General features: G+C 71.6%; 19 protein-coding genes and 1 pseudogene. 9 read left to right on the forward strand and 11 right to left on the reverse strand.

Annotated features, from left to right (window positions below; genetic code table 11):
• Positions 1 to 93: pseudogene (locus tag DN069_RS42780) on the reverse strand (IS200/IS605 family transposase); the annotation flags it as partial.
• An 8-nt stretch (positions 94 to 101) separates the two neighbouring features.
• Between DN069_RS42780 and DN069_RS04355 the strand changes: the two are divergent.
• Both DN069_RS04355 and DN069_RS04360 read left to right on the forward strand, forming a co-directional pair.
• On the forward strand, positions 102 to 1,274 hold the full coding sequence (locus DN069_RS04355) for an RNA-guided endonuclease InsQ/TnpB family protein (RefSeq protein ID WP_111499472.1): 1,173 nt from the start codon (positions 102 to 104) through the stop codon (positions 1,272 to 1,274).
• Positions 1,275 to 2,960: a tetratricopeptide repeat protein gene (locus DN069_RS04360; RefSeq protein ID WP_111499473.1), complete on the forward strand. Its 1,686-nt coding sequence runs from the start codon at positions 1,275 to 1,277 to the stop codon at positions 2,958 to 2,960.
• On the opposite strand, the gene DN069_RS04365 is transcribed toward DN069_RS04360, so the two are convergent.
• The 6 genes from DN069_RS04365 to DN069_RS04390 form a co-directional block, all read right to left on the reverse strand.
• On the reverse strand, positions 2,869 to 3,687 hold the full coding sequence (locus tag DN069_RS04365) for an urease accessory protein UreD (RefSeq protein ID WP_111499541.1): 819 nt from the start codon (positions 3,685 to 3,687) through the stop codon (positions 2,869 to 2,871). The two genes, DN069_RS04360 and DN069_RS04365, sit on opposite strands and share 92 nt — an antisense overlap.
• Positions 3,684 to 4,370, reverse strand: coding sequence for an urease accessory protein UreG (gene ureG / locus DN069_RS04370; RefSeq protein WP_111499474.1), 687 nt, complete (start codon positions 4,368 to 4,370; stop codon positions 3,684 to 3,686). The genes DN069_RS04365 and ureG overlap by 4 nt, the downstream gene beginning before the upstream one ends.
• 143 nt (positions 4,371 to 4,513) lie before the next feature.
• The gene (locus DN069_RS04375) at positions 4,514 to 5,191 is read right to left on the reverse strand and encodes an urease accessory protein UreF (protein WP_111499475.1); all 678 of its coding nucleotides are present in this window, start codon (positions 5,189 to 5,191) and stop codon (positions 4,514 to 4,516) included.
• Positions 5,192 to 5,200: 9 nt separating this feature from the next.
• Complete coding sequence (locus tag DN069_RS04380; protein WP_111499476.1) at positions 5,201 to 6,961, reverse strand: urease subunit alpha; 1,761 nt, start codon at positions 6,959 to 6,961, stop codon at positions 5,201 to 5,203.
• Entirely contained in the window at positions 6,958 to 7,269 is a 312-nt protein-coding gene (locus tag DN069_RS04385; protein WP_111499477.1) for an urease subunit beta, read from the reverse strand. The genes DN069_RS04380 and DN069_RS04385 overlap by 4 nt, the downstream gene beginning before the upstream one ends.
• 13 nt (positions 7,270 to 7,282) lie before the next feature.
• Complete coding sequence (locus DN069_RS04390) at positions 7,283 to 7,585, reverse strand: urease subunit gamma (protein WP_111499542.1); 303 nt, start codon at positions 7,583 to 7,585, stop codon at positions 7,283 to 7,285.
• A 285-nt stretch (positions 7,586 to 7,870) separates the two neighbouring features.
• Between DN069_RS04390 and DN069_RS04395 the strand changes: the two genes are divergently transcribed.
• From DN069_RS04395 to DN069_RS04415, 5 genes are read left to right on the forward strand one after another with little or no spacing between them, the layout of a single operon-like run.
• Complete coding sequence (locus DN069_RS04395) at positions 7,871 to 8,197, forward strand: hypothetical protein (protein WP_243638901.1); 327 nt, start codon at positions 7,871 to 7,873, stop codon at positions 8,195 to 8,197.
• A gap of 41 nt (positions 8,198 to 8,238) precedes the next feature.
• Positions 8,239 to 9,672, forward strand: a complete 1,434-nt coding sequence (locus tag DN069_RS04400; RefSeq protein ID WP_111499478.1) for a PrsW family glutamic-type intramembrane protease — start codon at positions 8,239 to 8,241, stop codon at positions 9,670 to 9,672.
• Complete coding sequence (locus DN069_RS04405) at positions 9,669 to 10,013, forward strand: hypothetical protein (protein WP_111499479.1); 345 nt, start codon at positions 9,669 to 9,671, stop codon at positions 10,011 to 10,013. The genes DN069_RS04400 and DN069_RS04405 overlap by 4 nt, the downstream gene beginning before the upstream one ends.
• Positions 10,006 to 12,207, forward strand: coding sequence for a hypothetical protein (locus DN069_RS04410; RefSeq protein WP_111499480.1), 2,202 nt, complete (start codon positions 10,006 to 10,008; stop codon positions 12,205 to 12,207). Before DN069_RS04405 ends, DN069_RS04410 begins: the two co-directional genes overlap by 8 nt.
• A gap of 15 nt (positions 12,208 to 12,222) precedes the next feature.
• Positions 12,223 to 12,732: a hypothetical protein gene (locus DN069_RS04415; RefSeq protein ID WP_111499481.1), complete on the forward strand. Its 510-nt coding sequence runs from the start codon at positions 12,223 to 12,225 to the stop codon at positions 12,730 to 12,732.
• Positions 12,733 to 12,737: 5 nt separating this feature from the next.
• Here the strand turns inward: DN069_RS04415 and DN069_RS04420 are convergent, their stop codons facing one another.
• Complete coding sequence (locus DN069_RS04420; RefSeq protein WP_111499482.1) at positions 12,738 to 13,679, reverse strand: hypothetical protein; 942 nt, start codon at positions 13,677 to 13,679, stop codon at positions 12,738 to 12,740.
• 1 nt (position 13,680) lies between these two features.
• Positions 13,681 to 14,289, reverse strand: a complete 609-nt coding sequence (locus DN069_RS04425) for a TetR family transcriptional regulator (RefSeq protein WP_111499483.1) — start codon at positions 14,287 to 14,289, stop codon at positions 13,681 to 13,683.
• 117 nt (positions 14,290 to 14,406) lie between these two features.
• On the opposite strand from DN069_RS04425, the gene DN069_RS04430 reads away from it, so the two are divergent.
• Together DN069_RS04430 and DN069_RS04435 are read left to right on the forward strand one after the other, a co-directional pair.
• Positions 14,407 to 15,282: an NmrA family NAD(P)-binding protein gene (locus DN069_RS04430; RefSeq protein ID WP_111499484.1), complete on the forward strand. Its 876-nt coding sequence runs from the start codon at positions 14,407 to 14,409 to the stop codon at positions 15,280 to 15,282.
• Positions 15,283 to 15,438: 156 nt separating this feature from the next.
• A complete protein-coding gene (locus tag DN069_RS04435) occupies positions 15,439 to 16,539 on the forward strand; it encodes a serine hydrolase domain-containing protein (RefSeq protein WP_207892045.1) in 1,101 nt (366 codons plus the stop codon).
• Positions 16,540 to 16,578: 39 nt separating this feature from the next.
• Here the strand turns inward: DN069_RS04435 and ykgO are convergent, their stop codons facing one another.
• Together ykgO and DN069_RS04445 are read right to left on the reverse strand one after the other, a co-directional pair.
• Complete coding sequence (ykgO, locus tag DN069_RS04440) at positions 16,579 to 16,701, reverse strand: type B 50S ribosomal protein L36 (protein ID WP_111499486.1); 123 nt, start codon at positions 16,699 to 16,701, stop codon at positions 16,579 to 16,581.
• Between the two features lie 89 nt (positions 16,702 to 16,790).
• Complete coding sequence (locus tag DN069_RS04445) at positions 16,791 to 17,843, reverse strand: lactonase family protein (RefSeq protein ID WP_165845364.1); 1,053 nt, start codon at positions 17,841 to 17,843, stop codon at positions 16,791 to 16,793.
• Positions 17,844 to 18,039 lie beyond the last annotated feature (196 nt).

Below are 18,039 nucleotides of genomic sequence, written 5' to 3' on the forward strand. Positions count from 1 at the left end.
GTACTTGGGTGTGAAGACCAAGTGCGCGTGGAGGGTGTGGATGACTGTGCGGCCCCTGCGAATGCTTGGGTTTGGCTCCCATCGTGGTGACATGGATAGATATGGTCGCTTGTGTGAAGATCGTTGTGCAGGTGAAGTTGCTGCCGGAGGCCGGCCAGGTCGCCGTGCTGCGCTCCACGCTGCGGACGGTCAACGAGGCGGCGTGCTGGGTGTCGGCGGTGGCGTTCGAGCGCGGTGTCCCGCGTGAGTACGAACTGCGCAAGCACACCTATGCCGAGTTGAAGGCACGCGGTTTGGGGGCGCAGGCCGCGCAGCACGTCATCAAGAAGACCCGCGACGCCTACACCACCCTCGCGGCGAATATCCGGGCGGGGAACCTGGGCAAGCCGGGGTCGAAACGGCGCGTCAAGGCGGAGTCCAAGCCGATCGTGTTCCGTCCCCAGGCCGCGCAGCCGTACGACGATCGCTGCCTGTCCTGGCAGTTGGACCAGCAGACCGTCAGTATCTGGACCATCGCCGGGCGACTCAAGGATGTCCGCTTCGTGGGATCCGCCGACGCTCTGATAATGCTCCGTGAGCACCGGCGGGGCGAGACGGATCTGATCGAGCGTGATGGCGTGTTCTATCTGATCGCGGTCTGCGAGATTCCCGAGAAGCCGCGCAACGAGAACCCGGCCTCCTTCGTCGGCGTGGATCTCGGCATCGTCAACATCGCCACCACCAGCACCGGCTACCGGGCTGCCGGGCGCGGCCTTGACCGGCACCGCAAACGGCAACTCGACCTCCGGAAGAAGTTGCAGAGCAAGGGCACCAAAGCGGCGAAGCGACTGTTGAAGAAGCGCAACCGACGCGAAGCCCGGCACGCCGCCAACATCAACCACATCGTCTCCAAGACCATCGTTTCGACCGCTGAACGCACCGGCCAAGGAATCGCCCTGGAAGAACTCACAGGGCTCCGCGACCGGGTACGGCTCCGCAAGGACCAGCGGCAACAACTGCACTCGTGGGGCTTCCACCAACTCGCCGCCTTCATCGAATACAAGGCGCGCCGAGCTGGGGTGCCGCTGGTGTACGTCGACCCGGCGTACACCAGCCAGCGATGCTCACAGTGCGGTCACCTCGAGCGGGGCAACCGCGTCGATCAAGCAACGTTCGTGTGCCGCGCCTGCGGCGTGACCCTGCACGCGGACGACAACGCGTCCCACAACATCGCCCGCAAGGGCGAGACCGTGTGGACAACGGGGCGTCAGTCACGCGTCCCAGCACCCGTATAGGTGCTCAGACGTGGGAGGCCACGCGACAGCCAGTCGCGCCCTACCCACAAACCCGGTCATTCACGGCCGGGTCAAGTTGACAAGGACCAGGACGCCGAGGCCCTCGCCGATCTCAACGCGGCCGTCGCCCTGGACGCCCGGCTGTCCAGGGCCCTGGCCCGCCGCGGATGGCTGCTCGGCTGGCAGGGGCGCCACGCTGAGGGACTGGCCGATCTCACCGCCGCTCTCGCCATCGACCCGGCCGATGCCTGGGCCCTCTCCCGCCGCGGGGAGACCCACCGGCTGGCGGGCCGGTTCGAGGAGGCCGTCGCCGACTTCACCGCCTCGCTCGCCATCGATCCCACGGACTCCTGGGCCCTCGGGTCCCGCGGCCAAGCGCACCGTCAGGCGGGCCGGTTGGACGAGGCCGTCACCGACCTGACGGCCGCCCTCGCGATCGACCCCAGCTACGCCTGGGCCTTCGGCTCCCGGGCCCAGGCCCACCGGCAGGCCGACCGGTTCGACGAGGCCATCGCGGACCTCACCGCCGCCCTCGACATCAACCCCCGTTACGACTGGGCCCTCGCCGAACGGGGCGAGAACCACCGCCTTGCAGGCCGGTTCGACGAAGCGGTCGTCGACTTCACGGCCGCGCTCGCGATCGATCCCGGCTACGCCTGGGCGCTGGGTTCTCGGGCCACGGCCCATCAGGGGGCGGGGCGCTTGGACCAGGCCATCTCCGACCTCTCGGCCGCGCTTGCCATCAAGCCCGACTACGCCTGGGCGCTCGTCACCCGGGGCCGGGTTCACGAGGAGGCGGGGCGGTCGGACGAAGCCATCGCCGACTTCACCGCCGCACTGGACATCGACCCTGCTTACGCCTGGGCGTTGACGTGCCGGGGGCAGGCGCTTCGGGCGGCGCGCAGGTTGGACGAGGCCATCGAGGACTTCACGGCCGCGGTGGAGGTGGAGGACGGTCCCACGTTCGGCTGGGCGTTGACGTGTCGGGGCCGAGCCTTCCGGGAGGTGGGTCGGTTCGACGAGGCTGTTGCGGACTTCAACGCCGCGCTCGACGTCCTCCCCACCCAGCCCTGGGTACGTGGGCAGCGCGGGGAGACCCACCGCCTGGCGGGTCGGTTCGACGAAGCCATCGCCGACCTCAGCGCCGCGCTCGACGCCGACCCCACGGACGCCTGGCCGCTCGCCTGCCGTGGTCAGGCGAACCAGCAGGCGGGTCGCCTGGACGAGGCCATCATGGACCTCAGCGCCGCCGCGGCCTTGGAGCCGGCGAGCGCCTGGACACGTAGCGTCCTCGCGGCCGCCTACCGGCAGGACGGTCGGTTCGCCGAGGCACGGGCGGCCTTGGACGAGGCGTCCCGCCTGGATCCCGCGGATGCCGACGTGCTGTTGGACCGGGCGATGCTCTGCCTCGTCGAGGACGGCGGCGACGTCTCAACGGCCGTCTGGGAGGCGTTCTTCGAGGCATGTGAAGGCTATCCCGCGAACGCTCCCGAGGCCGTGGCTGGAAAGCTCGTTCACGGGCTGGTGACCGGGGAGTCGGACCCGGGCGCTCTGGTGGCCGGTTTGTTGGCCGCTCCCCGCTCCGCCACCGTGATCACGGACCTGCGGCCCTACCTGGCGGAGCTGGCAGCGCTGCCCGCGCCGGTCGGTCCGCGGGCGACGGAGGCCGCACGCCTGCTGGGCTGAGCGAGCCCCAACCGTCCAGCGCGGCGCGCAGGGCGCGGCCGTCCGGGGCGAGGGCGGTGAGCAGCGTCAGGCCGTCGCCGACCGGGAAGGCCGCCGTCCGTGACGTCGCATCAGGGGCGCAGGGCCGGGTCGTCAGCAACTGGCCGAGGGCGAGGTGGCCGGCGAGGACCGCCGGGCCGTCCCAGCCCGGTGGGGCGCCCGTGCCGATGTCCGTGGACTGGTCGAGGACCAGCCGGGCGTTCTGGCGGACCGTCAGGCGGGAGGCGAGGCGGCCCGGGGGTTCGGCGTGGCGGCCCAGGATCTGTTCCTCCCGCAGGAGCACGTGGGCGGTGGGGGCGAGGTGCAGCCGGGTCCACAGCCGCAGGTCGCTGCCCGCCGCCGCGATCACCGGTTCCGGACGCCAGTGCAGCTCGGCCGCCGCGCCGACCGTCAGGTGCAGTTCGTAGTGCGCGGGAGCCGGTTGCCGGCCCGGCAGGCTGACGGTCGCGGCGGCGCTGGTCACCAGCAGCCGCGCGCCCGGGGCGACGTGGACGTCGATCCGCAGGCGGTCGCCGCCCAGCGGCGCGGCCATCGCCCCGACGAGGACGACGTGGGCCGCGCCGTCGTCGTCCGGGTGGCGGCTGCGGCGCAGGGCCAGCGGGCCGTCACCCGCCAGCTCGCGCAGGACGGTGCGGCCGCGCCCGTCGGGCTCGGCCCGGATGCGGGCGGTGGCGCTGACTCCGCTCATGCGTCCCGCCACTGGGCCAGGCGCTCGCGCACCCAGGCGGCGACCGGCGCCACGCCGTTTGGCGCGACCAGCGAGCAGAACACCACCGGCAGTTCGCCGCGCTGGGCGGCCGCGTCGCGCGCCATCACCGTCAGGTCCGCACCGACGAGCGGCGCGAGGTCGGTCTTGTTGACGACGAGCAGGTCGGAGCCGGTCACCCCGGGGCCGCCCTTGCGGGGGATCTTGTCTCCGCCGGAGACGTCGATGACGAAGATCTGGTGGTCGACCAACCCCCGGCTGAACGTCGCCGTCAGGTTGTCGCCGCCGCTCTCGACCAGGACCAGGTCGAGCGGCCCGACGGCGGCTTCCAGCTCTTCCACCGCCTCCAGGTTGGCGCTGATGTCGTCGCGGATCGCGGTGTGCGGGCAGCAGCCGGTCTCCACGGCGGTGATCCGCTCGGGCGGCAGCACCGCGTTGCGCAGCAGGAACTCGGCGTCCTCGGTGGTGTAGATGTCGTTGGTCACGACCGCGAGGGAGAGCTCGTCGCGCAGGACCCGGCACAGCGCCGCGACGGTCGCGGTCTTGCCGGAGCCGACGGGCCCGCCGAGGCCGATCCGCAGGGCGCGCCGGGAGGCGCTGCCGGGCAGGGTCGCGGCTGGGGCGGCGTGGTGGTCGTGGGCGGGGAGGTCGGGGTCACGGTGCATCTTGGGCTCCGCTCTGGGGGATGGGACGAAGGGCCCGCAGGGGGTTTGAGCTGCGGGCTTGAGCAGGGGGCTTGGTCAGGGGGTGGCGGTGCGCGAGCAGGTGGCGACCCCTCCGCGCGGGGTTGCCGGCGCGCGACGCCGGCTCACGTCGCGAACAGCCGGACCGGCCACGCCGCATGGGACTCGGCGGCCACGTCGAGCAGGGGTGCGCCGAGCGTCGGCAACAGGTCGACGTCGTCGAGCGCGGCCGCCGCGACGGCGGCGCGGGCGATCTCGCCGACCGGTTCGGCGAGCCGGGCCAGCACCGCCGTCGCCTGGAACGGGTCGAGCCCCAGCAGCCGTACGCACGCCGTCACCGGACCGGAGACCGTCTCGTAGGCCACCGCCGTCGCCGCGTCCGCCGCGCCGAGACCCGCCGCCGCGGCGACCACCCCGAGCACGACGGGCTGGTGCGCTCCGCGCGGAAAGGTGCGGGCCAGCTGCTCCAGCGCCGGGTCCGGCCACGCCGCGCGGGCGGCGCGCAGCAGTTGGCGGCCGAGCCGCCGGGACGCCGCCCGCAGCGCGGGCGAGGGCGTGCGGGCCTCGGCCGCCTCGTCGAGCGCGAGCGGGTCGCCGCCCGAGGCCGCGCTCGCGGCCAGCGCGGCGGAGGTCAGGCCGACGGTGTGCAGGCGTCCGGCGCAGAACGCCTCCAGACTCGCCGCGTCGCCGACCCGGCCTTCTCGCACCGCCGCCTCCACGCCTCCCGAATGGGCGTGACCGCCCGCCGGGAAGCGCCCGTCGGCCAGGACGAGCAGCGCGGGAGAAACGAAGGAGACTGCCACCGCCCCGCCTCAGAACAGGAAGTACCGCTGCGTCATGGGCAGTTCCTCCGCCGGGTGCGGCTCCACCAGCTCGCCGTCGATCCGCACGGTGAAGGTGTCCGGCTCGACGGTGACGTGCGGGAGCGCCGCGTTCTCGCGCAGGTGCTCCTTCCGCACGCCGCGCGTGTTGCGGATCGGCACGAAGGCCTTGGCCACGCCCAGCTGCTCGCCGAGGCGCTGCGGCAGGCCGTCCTCCAGCGCCCACTCCGTCACGAAGTTCAGCGAGTTCGCTGCCGGAGCCCGTCCCGTCGCGCCGAACATCGGCCGCGGCAGTACCGGCTGCGGCGTCGGGATCGAGGCGTTCGCGTCGCCCATCTGCGCCCAGGCGATCTGTCCGCCCTTGACCACCAGGTCCGGCTTCACACCGAAGAACGCCGGCGTCCACAGCACCAGGTCCGCCAGCTTGCCGGTCTCGACGGAGCCGATCTCCGCGTCCATGCCCTGCGCGATCGCCGGGTTGATCGTGTACTTGGCCACGTAGCGGCGCGCCCGCAGGTTGTCCGCGCGTCCGTCGCCGGGCAGCGCGCCGCGGCGGCGCTTCATCACGTGCGCGGTCTGCCAGGTGCGCAGCACCACCTCGCCGATCCGGCCCATCGCCTGGGAGTCCGAGCTGATGATCGAGATGGCCCCGAGGTCGTGCAGCACGTCCTCGGCCGCGATCGTGGTCGGGCGGATGCGCGACTCGGCGAAGGCCAGGTCCTCCGGCACGTCGGCGCTCAGATGGTGACAGACCATCAGCATGTCCAGGTGCTCGGCCACCGTGTTGCGGGTGTGCGGGCGGGTCGGGTTCGTGGAGCTGGGCAGGATGTTGGGCTCGGAGACGACGGTGATGATGTCCGGCGCGTGCCCGCCGCCCGCGCCCTCCGCGTGGTAGGCGTGCACGCCACGACCGGCGATCGCCGCCAGGGTGTCCTGCACGAAGCCGGCCTCGTTCAGGGTGTCCGTGTGGATGGCGAGCTGCGCGCCGCTCTCGTCGCAGACGCGCAGGCAGGCGTCGAGCACGGCCGGGGTGGCGCCCCAGTCCTCGTGGATCTTGAATCCGGCGGCGCCGCCGCGCAGTTGGGCGCGCAGCGCCTCGGCCGAGACCGTGTTGCCCTTGCCGAGCAGGCCCAGGTTGACCGGGTACTGCTCGGCCGCCGCGAACATCCGCGCCAGATGCCAGGAGCCGGGCGTGATCGTGGTCGCCTTCGAGCCCTCGGCCGGACCGGTGCCCCCGCCGACGAGCGTCGTGACGCCGCTCGCCAGCGCCTCCTCGAACAACTGCGGGCAGATGAAGTGCACATGGGCGTCGACGGCCCCGGCGGTCAGGATCCGGCCGTTGCCCGCGATCACCTCCGTCTCCGGGCCGATCACCAGATCGGGGTGCACGCCGTCCATGGTCTCGGGGTTCCCGGCCTTGCCGAGCGCGGTGATCCGCCCGTCGCGGATGCCGACGTCCGCCTTGACGACGCCCCAGTGGTCCAGCACCACCGCGCCGGTGATGACGGTGTCCGGTGCGCCCTCGGCGCGCGGGACGCGGCTCTGGCCCATCGACTCGCGGATCACCTTGCCGCCGCCGAAGACGGCCTCGTCCCCGCCGCCGCAGAGGTCCTGCTCGACCTCGATCAGCAGGTCGGTGTCGGCGAGCCGGATCCGGTCGCCGGCGGTGGGGCCGTAGAGGTCGGCGTAGCGGCGCCGGGTCACCGTCAGCGCGGCGGCCGGGCGAGCGGCGTCGCGGGAGGGGCCGGTCATGCGTCCACCCGCCCCGCCGTCTCGCCGCGCAGCCCCCAGACCTCGCGACGCCCGCCCAGCGGCACCAGCTCGACCGTCATGGGCAGGCCCGGTTCGAAGCGCACCGCCGTCCCCGCGGGAATGTTCAGCCGCAGGCCGCGCGCCGCGGCCCGGTCGAAGCGCAGGCCGGGGTTGGCCTCCGCGAAGTGGTAGTGCGAGCCGACCTGGACGGGGCGGTCGCCGGTGTTCACCACCGTCAGCTCCGTCACCGGTCGGCCCGCGTTGAGCTCGACCACGCCGTCGTCGAGCAGCAGTTCGCCTGGGATCACGTCTCGCCGCCGATCAGTGGATGGGGTCGTGCAGGGTGACCAGCTTGGTCCCGTCCGGGAACGTCGCCTCGACCTGGACGTCGCGGATCATCTCCGGCACGCCCGTCATGACGTCCTCACGGCCGAGCACCGCGCGTCCCGAGTCCATCAGCTCGCTGACGGTGCGTCCGTCGCGGGCGCCCTCCAGCACGTGGACGGTGAGGATCGCCACCGCCTCGGGGTGGTTCAGGCGCAGCCCGCGCGCCCGGCGGGCCAGGGCGACGTCGGCGGCGACGTGGATCATCAGTCGTTCCTGCTCGTGGGGGGTCAGTCTCATGGCGGCGAACTCCTCGGGTGGGAGGAAGGACGCGAGCACGCCCTCGTGCCGCGGGTGCGGTCACCGTACCTGACGGACGGGCCGTCAGCTACGCGCGTCACACGGAAGTAACCTGACCGACCCAATCGGAGCGGTCGCCCGGTAGGAAAGCCCGATCATCGGCCATTCCGCAAGCGTCGTGGCTGGTGAGGCGGCCGGTCACAGATGACCGGTCGCTGGCCTGGCGACCCGGGGCCGGCCGAAGCCAGGCTCCGTGACTATGCACAGCCAACTCGGATCGGGGGAATGAACGTGACCAGAGCCCAGGTGTCGGCGCAGTCGGCCGACGCGAAGGCGGGGGAGCGTGGGGGAGTCCGGCTCGTCCTGGCCGGCGGGATGATCGGAGCGGTGCTGCTGGTGGCCTCGCTGGTCGTCGACCTCAGCGGTGGCAACACGATGACCATGCCGCAGCCCTCGCTGCCCCCCATGCCCTCAGGCTTCCCGACGGAGCTGCCCTCGGGCTTCCCGACAGACCTGCCGTCCGGGCTGCCGACGGAGCTGCCGTCCGGCTTGCCCACGGATCTGCCGTCGTTCCCCACCGATCTGCCGAGTCTGCCGGGAGGTGGCTCGTGAGGAGCCTCGCTTCACTCTCACTCGCACTGCGGGACGAGCCCGTGGCCCGAGCACGGGCCCTGCTGATCGCCCGCATCGTGATCGTCCTGTACTTCGTCGAGCTGCTGGTGAACCTGACCCGGCCGAACCGCCAGCCCGGCGAGGGAGCTCTGTCGATCTTCTACAAGCCGCCGCCGGACGTCGCGAAGCTGATGAAGAATTTCTCCTTCGGGGACTCGATCAGCAAGATCATGGCCGTTCCCACGGTTGTCTTCTGGCTCGTGCTGGCAGGCATCGCGGCAGCCGTGCTGGTCCAGGTCTTCGCCGCGATCACCAAGCCCAACGACCGGCGGGCCGTCGCGCTGACCTGGTTGACCGTCGGGTGCCTGCTGCTGCCGTTCGGGCTGCTCTCCGTCGTGGTGGTCTTCGAGTTCTTCCCCGCCGCGCTCGCCTGCGTGCCCGGAACGGCATTCGTGCTGCTCCTGCTGCGCGGCTCGGTGCGCTTCGCCCGGGTTCCGCTGGGGGCGCTGCTGGCGGCGTTCGGTTGGGGAGCGCTGATCGTGTTCAGCCTCGGCCGGGTCTTCTCCAACCTCGCCTCCGCCACGATGTTCGACTACTTCAGCCCGACGGCGAGCAGCGACCCCACCCACCTCCTGGACAACATGGACCGGATGCTGATGGCGATCACCGTCCACCTGTCCCTGGTGAACACGATCGGCCTGGCGGGCGGCGTCGCCCTGCTGCTGGCGCTGTTCCGCTACCGGATCACCGACGCACTCACCGGTCTGATCCTGGGCGCCTCCATGGGACTCGGCTACGCCTTCGTGGACAGCCTGATGTACATCAAGATCTACGGGTCGCTCGGCGGAATCCTGGGGTCGACCGGGGGCTTCGAGTACTGGATCCGACAGTCCGTCGGCCTGCTCGGCGGACAGGTGACCTTCGGCGCCCTGCTCGGGGCCGGCCTCTGCCTCGCCGCCCGGGCGCAGCAGCGGCGCAGGCTGCTCGCGGTGGCAGCGCTGGTGACGGCGTTCGGCGGCGGCACGGCGGCCGAGGTCCTCTCCGGTTGGCTGGCCGGGCAGTTGCAGCACAGCAGCGGCGGCGCCGTCGACACCCTGGTGGTCTCCCCGCTGTTGTGGCTGTTGCCGCAACTCCCGTTCGTCGCGCTGGCGGTCGCGCTCCTGGTGCGCGGAATGCGGGAGCGCGGGAGCGTGCTGCGCGCGGCGCTGGCCCAGGAGGCCGAGGCGGGCCCGGCCGTCACCGCCGGGGAGACGTCCGTCCTGGGTGCGCCCGCACTGCGGCTGTGGACGCTCGTGGGCGCCTGGCGCCGACACGGCCGGGCGACGGCACTGGCGCTGTACCGCCTGCAGTCCGCGCAGTTGGAGCTGGCGGGGTCCCGCGCGCAGGAGGACCCGCCGGACACGGCGCAGGCGGAACAGGCCGTGCTGCGCGCGAACGTCATGACGTTGAAGGGGATTCGGGCGGTGACCGCATGACGGGGTTGAGGATTGTCGGACGTCTGGCGCTGGCCGCGGCCGTCCTGGTCTGCACGAGCGTGCTGCTGCTGGCGCAGCCGGCCTCGGCCTGCCCGGTGGGCCTCGGCTACAAGCCCACGGTGAACATCAACAGCCTGATGCAGAACCAGAATCAGACGTGCTCCACCAGTACCTCGCTGGCCGGGGCGGGCACGGTCGCCGTCCTGGCACTGGGCGCGCTGGTCGCGGCGGGCTGGGGCGCGTACCGCAGGGGCGAGCGGCCCGGCCCGCATCCGGACCTGGGTAGCTACCTGGAAGCGAGCGGGGTCGTCCGCGCGGAGGCGAGGCGCGACGATGCGTAGCAGCGCCGGCTCGCGGCCGCTCGCGCTGATCGCGGTGCTGCTGATGCTCGCCGCCCTGGTGGGGCTGCCGGCGACGCGGTCGGTCGCGGACACGCCGGATCCCACGATCAACAACTCGACCGTCGTGATTCCCGAAGGGATCGAGCTGACGAACCAAAAGGAGCGGAACGACTATGCCCAGAAGTTCGTCAAGGACCCACGGGGGGAAGAGCTCGTGGCCCTGACGAATGCCCTGGGGTATGACGTCGGCTCGTGGCGCAACATTCAGGTGGCGTGGTTCTCCTTCGGATGGATGGCGACCAGCCCCGATCTTCCTGTCTGGGTGCGGGACAACTACCAACGCTTCATGTACGAATTGAAGCAGGAAGTACGCTCTCCCACTACCAGGCCTGCCTGGTGGTATCCACGGAACGCCTTCATGCTCGACGGCGAGAACTACTGGCTGGACCCCCTCTTCAAAACTCTGGGGGAGCCGGCGACGGACGGTTACGGCAACGACCAGGTGCTGTCGCTGACCACCGGACTCGCCAACCACGAACACTCCGAAGACGGCATGAACGAGTGGGTGAACCGCACCCTGACCGAGGTACTCTCGCAGGTGGCCAGGAATCCGGAGCAGTCGGCGGAGATCGGGAAGGTCATCTCCACCATCAAGAGCGAGGCCGGAAGCGCCATTGCGGGCCCGCGGACGCTCTGCCTGAAATGCCAGAAGTCGGTTCCTGCGAACGGCTTCAAATTCAGGCAAGGGTACTTCTTGGGCGTGTACGAAAATCCTGACAAGCCAGACACCAAGAGCATCACGAGGGCGAACCTCAAGAGTCTGATCACCCCCCTGAAGAACGCGTACATTCAGAGGGTCGACAGCATCGCCGACGCGGGGATGCAGAGTCTGGACTTGACCGCCCCCTGCCCGGACGCGAACGCGAACAACCCCGGCGGCATGGACTTCGCCGCCGCCCCCGCGTCCGTGTCCGAGCCCTGCGACCCGAGCAGCAGCCCCCTGGCCAAGGCGCTCAGCACGCCCAACTACGGCGGCGTCGACCTCACCAACCTCCAGCTGCGCTACCTCTCCGACGACGGGGGCGGGGTGAAGTACGCCTTCTCCTCCCAGGCCGCTGAGAAGGGACTGACCCAGGATCCCGACGCCGCGGGCGCGGCCCTGGCGGGCAGTATGGAGGACCTGCGGACCTGGCTGGCGCTGAGCCCGGACAAGTTCTGGGTCAACCTCAATCCGAGCGAGCCGGACCGGATCATCGACAAGGACCTGGGACAGACGGCCGCCGGCCGTGCGCTCCTGGAGGCGGACTGGCACATGAAGCAGACGGAGGGGAAGCTCCTCGACCCCAACACCTCCTTCGGCGCCGCGTACTGGCGCGCGCTCGGCGTCTCGGGGGGCCAGAGCTGCTACTCCTCGCGGATGTGGATCGTCCCGGGTGACGTGGAAGTGCGCCAGGACGGGGACTCGCTCTACGTCCTGAAGGCCACCCTCGACGTGAAGGCCAAGCCGGAGGTCGTCTCCGGGCTCGGGCAGACCTCCTGCAACCAGGATCCCCAGCAGACCGCGCGCGATGCGAAGGTCGAGCAGCAGATGGTGGTGCCGGAGATCCAGAAGCAGGTCAACACGGCGCCCGAGTACGCAGCGCTGCGCCAGGCGTTCCTGGCGCGGGTGGTGGCGCAGTGGCTCCTGGACCGGCACGCCGCCGGCCACGCCACCTCCTTCGACAAGCTGATCGGCTCCGGAGACCTCGGCCCGGCGGCGCTGCACGGCAGTTGGCGGCCGCAGCAGGTGTACGACGCCTACCTGACCTCCATCAAGAACGGGACCTTCACCTACCACCAGACCGAGCACGTCGGCAACGCGACGGTCACCTATGTGATGCGCACCGGCGGAGTCGACTTCAGCAAGCTCAACTCGACCCAGCTGAGCGGCGCAGACATGAACCGGGAGGTGCCGGGCCTGCAACAGACGATCGCGGGCTCCACGACCAGCCCCGCGACGGCCGCCGACGGCTCGATCTGGCTGGGCGACACGGCCAAGGCGCCGAGCGTCAGCGCCTGGGACCGCGCCAGCACCTACTTCCTCGGCCGCACCGGCCTCGCGGTCCTCCTGGGGGTGGCGTTGCTGGCCCTGCTGTTCTTCGTCCGCGACGGGTCGAAGCTGCGACGCAGGAGCACGCGGATTCCGTCCAGTTGATGATTGGAGTGTTCCATGGGTGAGAAGAAGATCGACCAGGACGCCTATACGGAAGAGCTCTTTGCCGCCGCTCCCGAGATCATCATGGGTCATCAGGCAGGTGACGGATCCGACCGCCGGATCATCCGTCGACTGGAGGACAGGTACGGACGTGTCGTCCACGCCACACTCTCGGTCATCTTCGTCCACTACATCCGGCTCAACTGCCCTCCGCAACTGCGCGGCGGCGATGGGGTGCCGAGCTTGCCGATCATGAGCTGCGTCGGCCCTCTCCACACGAACGCGTTCCTGAGTGTCCTGGAGTTCGACGCCGGGGAGGAGCGGGAGAGGGAGCTGCACCAGGCGACCCTGTGGGCACAGCGACTGATTGCGGAGGAGTCGCTCGACCATGCGCTGAACTTCGCGAACCCGAACTCGTGGGGGAGTCAGATCAAGGACAGGTCCCGGCTCCTCGAGCTCGCCGCGATGTGCCTGTGCGTGTGCTGCATCGGAGTGAGCGAGTCGTTGGCTGCGGAGGGCCAGTAGGCCCGTCAGGGTCGTTGGTACCTGGCGGCCATCGTGTGGAAGACCTGCTTCGGTTCCCAGACGTTCTCGTCGAGCACGCGCACGACTCCGTAGGAGGCGACGTCGCGGTCGCGGGGCTTGTCGTAGTTGGCGAAGGAGAACCACAGGGCGGTGTCCACGCCCTCCTCCTCGAAGACGTCGAGGAGCTCGCCGAGGTAGCGCACCTGCTCGGCCTCGTCCGGGATCGCTCCCTGGGGCGGCCGCCAGGCCATGCCCCCGAGGTCGCCCGCGCCGCGGTAGGCGCAGGTGCCGAACTCGGTGACGGCGACCGGCTTGCCGTGGGACAGGGCCTCGCGCAGGTCGGCGCGGAAGGTCGCGGCGTTCTGCGCCGAGCGGTAGGCGTCGATGCCCACCAGGTCGAACGGGGCCCAGTCCACCGGCTCCCAAGGGCCGGAGGCGTAGCTGACCCTGCCGCCGAAGCGGGCCCGGACCGTCGACGCGGTCTGGGCGAGGAAGGCGTTGAGGCGTTCGGGGACCGGCCCGAGGGAGGTCCACCACTGCAGGTCGGCGGTGGCCATCGCGTGGAGGCGGTCGAGGTAGGTGCCGCCGGGCAGGAAGCCGTGACCGAACGCGCTGAGCTCGCAACCGGCGACGAACACCACTTCGGCGCCGCCGCGCCGCAGGGCCTCGGCGCGCTGAGCGCAGTCGGCGAAGAGCGTCAGCATCTGGCTCGGCGGCAGATCGGCGGGGAACGGCGAGAACCACACCTCGAGACCGGCCTCGGCGGCGCACCGGGCGGCGAGCTCCAGCCGCTCGGCGTCGCGGCCGGAGACGCGCACCGCGTCGCAGTGCAGGTCACCGGCAATCACGGCCATGTCTCGCCGGACCTGTTCGGGGTCGAACGTCTTCCGGGTGAGGAGCCGGCCGGGGAACGTCCCGGTGTCGTAGGTGATGCCCCGTGCGCGCACGTTACTTGCCTTCCGCGTGGAGGAGTCCGTGTTCCAGCAGGTCGAAGGCCAGGTCGACGTCCTTGGCGAGCGCGCGACCGGCGGCCTTGGCGGAGGCGCCGCCAATAAGGCGATGGAAGTACGTCTCCTGGACGGTGAGCAGGGAGGCGGCGATCTGGGCGGCCATCAGCGCGGCCGCGGTGGGGCCGTACTCCTCGGTCAGGACGTGCGCCAGGGCCTCGCGTTGTCGGTAGAGCAGACCGGTGGCGGCCTGCTGCAGCGCCGGGCTGTCCTGGATCACCCGCACCCGGGCGATCAGCGCGTCAAGCCCGGCCGCCGGCATCTCCCCGGTGGCCAAGGCGTGATGGTGCGCGCGCAGCGCCTCCAGGAACGTCTGTTCGGCCGGGCGCTGGGTGACGATCCCAGCAAGATCGTCGCCGGCCACGCCGTGCAGCGCGAGCGCCTCCTTGCTGGGGAAGTAGGCGAAGAGCGTCGCCTTGGCCACCTCGGCGGCCTCCGCGATCTCGTTGACCGTCACCGCGTCGAAGCCGCGCTCGGTGAACAGTCGCAACGCCACCGCGGCGATCCGCTGCCTGGTCTGGTCCTTCTTGCGTTCGCGAAGCCCGGTCATACGGCCACGATATCCATACTCAGTTCAAAAACAAACTCGGTATGAATAAATCGACGTGCGCGAGCCCGGCGGGCGGGGCAGAGTGACGAGCACGTGGGACACGCAGGAGGGACGGACATGGACGAGGTCATCGCGGTCACCGGCGCGACCGGGCGGGTCGGGGGGCGGGTGGTGCGCCGACTCGTGGCGGAGGGCGCGACGGTGCGCGCGATGGGGCGGGATGCAGGGAAGCTGGCTCAGCTGCCGGCCGCCGAGCACGCCGTGGCGTCCTACGACGACGCAGCCGCCATGCGTGCCGCGCTCGCCGGGGCGTCGACGCTGTTCCTGGTCTCCGCACACGAGGGCCCGGGGCGGGTGGGGACGCACACGACCGCCGTGGACGCCGCGCTCGCCGCCGGTGTGCGCCGGGTCGTCTACCTGTCCTACCTCGGCGCGGCGCCCCACGCCACCTTCACCTACGCGCGTGACCACTGGTACACCGAGCAGCACATCCGCGCCGCAGGCGTGCCGTTCACCTTCCTGCGTGACAGCAGCTACCAGTCCGACCTCGTCGCCATGACCGGCGACGACGGCATCCTGCGCGGCCCGGCGGGCGACGGCCGGGTCGCGGCGGTCACGCACGACGACGTCGCCGACTCCACGTCAGCGGTCCTGCTCACCGCCGGACAAGGGATCCACGACGGACTGACCTACGACCTGACCGGACCGGAGGCGCTCAGCTTCGACGAGATCGCCGCGACGATCGCCGAGGCCACGGGGCGACCCGTCGCCTACCAGCCGGAGACGCGTGCCGAGGCCTACGCCTCCCGCGCCGTCTACGGCGCGCCCGCCTGGGAGGTCGAGGGCTGGGTCAGCTCCTACGAGGCAGTGGCCTCGGGGGAGATGGACGTGGTCTCGGACGCCGTCCGAGCGCTGACCGGTCGCGCCCCGCAGGCCTTCGCGGACTTCCTGGCCGCGCACCTGGAGAGCCTGCGCCGTCTGCTGCCGAAGTAGCTCCGCAGGCGGGTGACGCGGCCCGGCGGAGGTTTCGGCGCGGACGGGCGGGGTGACGCTGAGAGCCCGATCACGCTCGTGGGAGGCAGGACCACTGTGCCCATCCTTCGGAGGCGCTCCGTCGCGATCGCCGCACTGACGGCGCTGTCCGTGGCCATGACGGCCGCCGCCGCCCCCGCGCCGGCCGGGAGTCCGGGCGGGGGACGGGGACTGCAGCGCCTGTTGGACGGCCTGGTGCACGCGAAGGGCGGGCCGCCCGGGGTGATCGTGGTGCTGCGCGGCGACGGTCGGACCGTCGTGCTGCGGGCCGGGCACGGGGCCCTGGAGGAGGAGCGGCCGCCCCGCATCGACGACCACATGCGGATCGCCAGCGTGGCGAAGGCGTTCAGCGGCGCGGTGGCGCTCCGCCTGGTCAGCCGCGGCCGGCTGGGCCTCGACGACACCCTCGCGAAGCGGCTGCCGGACCTCCCGGCCCAGTGGGGCCGGGTGACGCTGCGCCAGCTGCTGCAGCACACCAGCGGACTGCCCGACTTCAGCCGGGCGCCCGCCTTCGGGCAGATCCTGAGGCAGGACCCGCACCACCGCTTCGCCTCGCGGCGGCTGCTGCACTTCGTCGCCGACCAGCCCCTCGCCTTCGCGCCCGGCACGCGCTACGCCTACTCGAACTCCGACAACATCGCCGTCGCGCTGATGGCCGAGGCAGTGACGCACCAGCGGTACGAGAAGCTCCTCGACGAGCTCGTCTACGACCCGCTGGAGCTCGACGCCACGAGCCTGCCGGGCGGCTTCACCCTGCCCGCGCCGTACCTCCACGGCTACCTGGTGACGCCGAGCGGTCCGCAGGACGTCAGCACCCAGTTCGGCAACTCCGGCGTCTGGGCCTCCGGCGGCGTCGTGTCGACGCCGCGGGACCTGTCCGTCTTCATCGGCGCGTACGCGGGCGGACGCCTGGTCTCGCCGGCGGTGCGGCGGCAGCAGCTGAGCTTCGTGGACGGCGGGTCCCAGCCGCCCGGGCCGGGACGGAACGAGGCCGGGCTGGGGATCTTCCGGTACACCACCCGCTGCGGCGTGGTGTACGGGCACACCGGGAACACGGCCGGCTACACCCAGCTCGCCCTCGCGACCGCGGACGGTCGCCGGTCGATGACGTTCTCGGTGAACGCCCAGATCACGCCGGGCGGCAACGCGGCGCTGTTCGACAGGATGCGGGCGATCGAGGAGGACTTCACCTGCGCCCTGCTGCACGGGGACTCCTGAGAACCAGGAGTCCCGGAGCGCAGCAGTGCGGGCCAGGACTCAGCCCTGGCGGGCCTTGACCCGCGGGTCGCGGCGGTTGATCACGAACACGCGGCCGCGGCGCCGCACGATCTGCGAGCCGGGCTGCTTCTTCAATGAACGCAGTGAGTTGCGCACCTTCATGGGGTGTCCCCTTTCGTGCCGAGGGCCCGGCGACGTGCCCGAGCCTCATGCACCCGTCAACGTCGTCGGCGGGCCGGGCATTCCCGCGCTCACGGGAGGCGCACGGCCACAGCGCAGGTCGGGGAGCCGGTCGGGTACTGGTGGGTGAGCGTGAGCACGCCCGTCGCCGGGTCGACCGCGTGGACGGTGAGGGTGTCGGCGCGCTCGTTGGAGACGTAGAGGTGCGCGCCGACCAGTTCGAGGTGCCGCGGCCAGGAGCCGCCGCAGGGGTACTCGCCGACGAGCACCGGGACGCCGTCCGGGGTCGTGCGGAAGAGCGCGACCGTGTCCGCGCCGCGGTTGGAGAGGTAGAGGCGGGTGCCGTCCTCGCTCGCGCTCAGGTGGGCCGGGTAGTTGTCGGCGACCGCCGCCGTACTCGCGGGCACGGAGCCGACGTGGTCGAAGCCGCCCGGCTCCGTCTCGCGCAGCGCGTGCAGCCGGGCGTCCAGCTCACCTGCCACGTAGGCCAGCCCGTCGGCGCCACGCACCAGTTGCCGCGGGCCGGTGCCGGCCGGGAGCTCCGTCACCGACTCGGGCTTGCTGCGCTCCGCCGCGTCGGCGCGGTAGCGGCGCAGCTGGTCGGTGCCGAGGTCGACGACGTCCCAGCGCCCGTCCGGGCCGGGGACGGCCATGTGCGCGTGCGGGCCGTCCTGGCGGTCCTCACGCGGGCCGATCGCCGCCGGGTCGCCGGGCCACAGCCGCTCGCCGCCGTCGGGGAGCCCGTCCGCGTCGAGGTCGAGCAGCAGCGCCGACCCGGTGCCGTAGTTGGCGACCGCCAGCCGTCGCCCCTCCGCGTCCAGGGCGAGGTGGCAGGGCCAGCCGCCCCGGCTCGACACCCGCGCGAGCTCGCGCAGCGTGCCGTCGGCCGCGACGGCGACGACGCTGACCGAGCCGGACCCGTCCGCGTCGTTCGCCTCGTTCGCGGTGTAGAGGACGGGCAGCGTCGGGTGCTGAACCACATAGGAGGGGCACGGCAGCGCGAGCTCGCCCAGGCGCGTCAGGGATCCGTCGCGCGGATCACGGCGGTAGCTGACCAGCCCGGCACCGCGGCCGTCCATCTCCGGGGTGTAGCAGCCGGTCACGAGCAGCTGGGAATCGTTCATGCTGACGCTCTCCTCGGGTCGATGCCCCGATCTTCGCATGTCTGGTCCAGACCTGTTCGCGGTGCGTGTACGCAGGAGGAGACCCGTGTGTCTGCGGGGTGTCAAGTGTCGCTAATATGCGCACGGGCGTGCGATGAATGTGCATGGCAACCGGGGGATTGCGTGCGCCTGATGGTCGGTCATGGCTCCCGGACGA

The sequence above is a fragment of the Streptacidiphilus pinicola genome (genome assembly GCF_003258295.1).
GTDB lineage: Bacteria > Actinomycetota > Actinomycetes > Streptomycetales > Streptomycetaceae > Streptacidiphilus > Streptacidiphilus pinicola.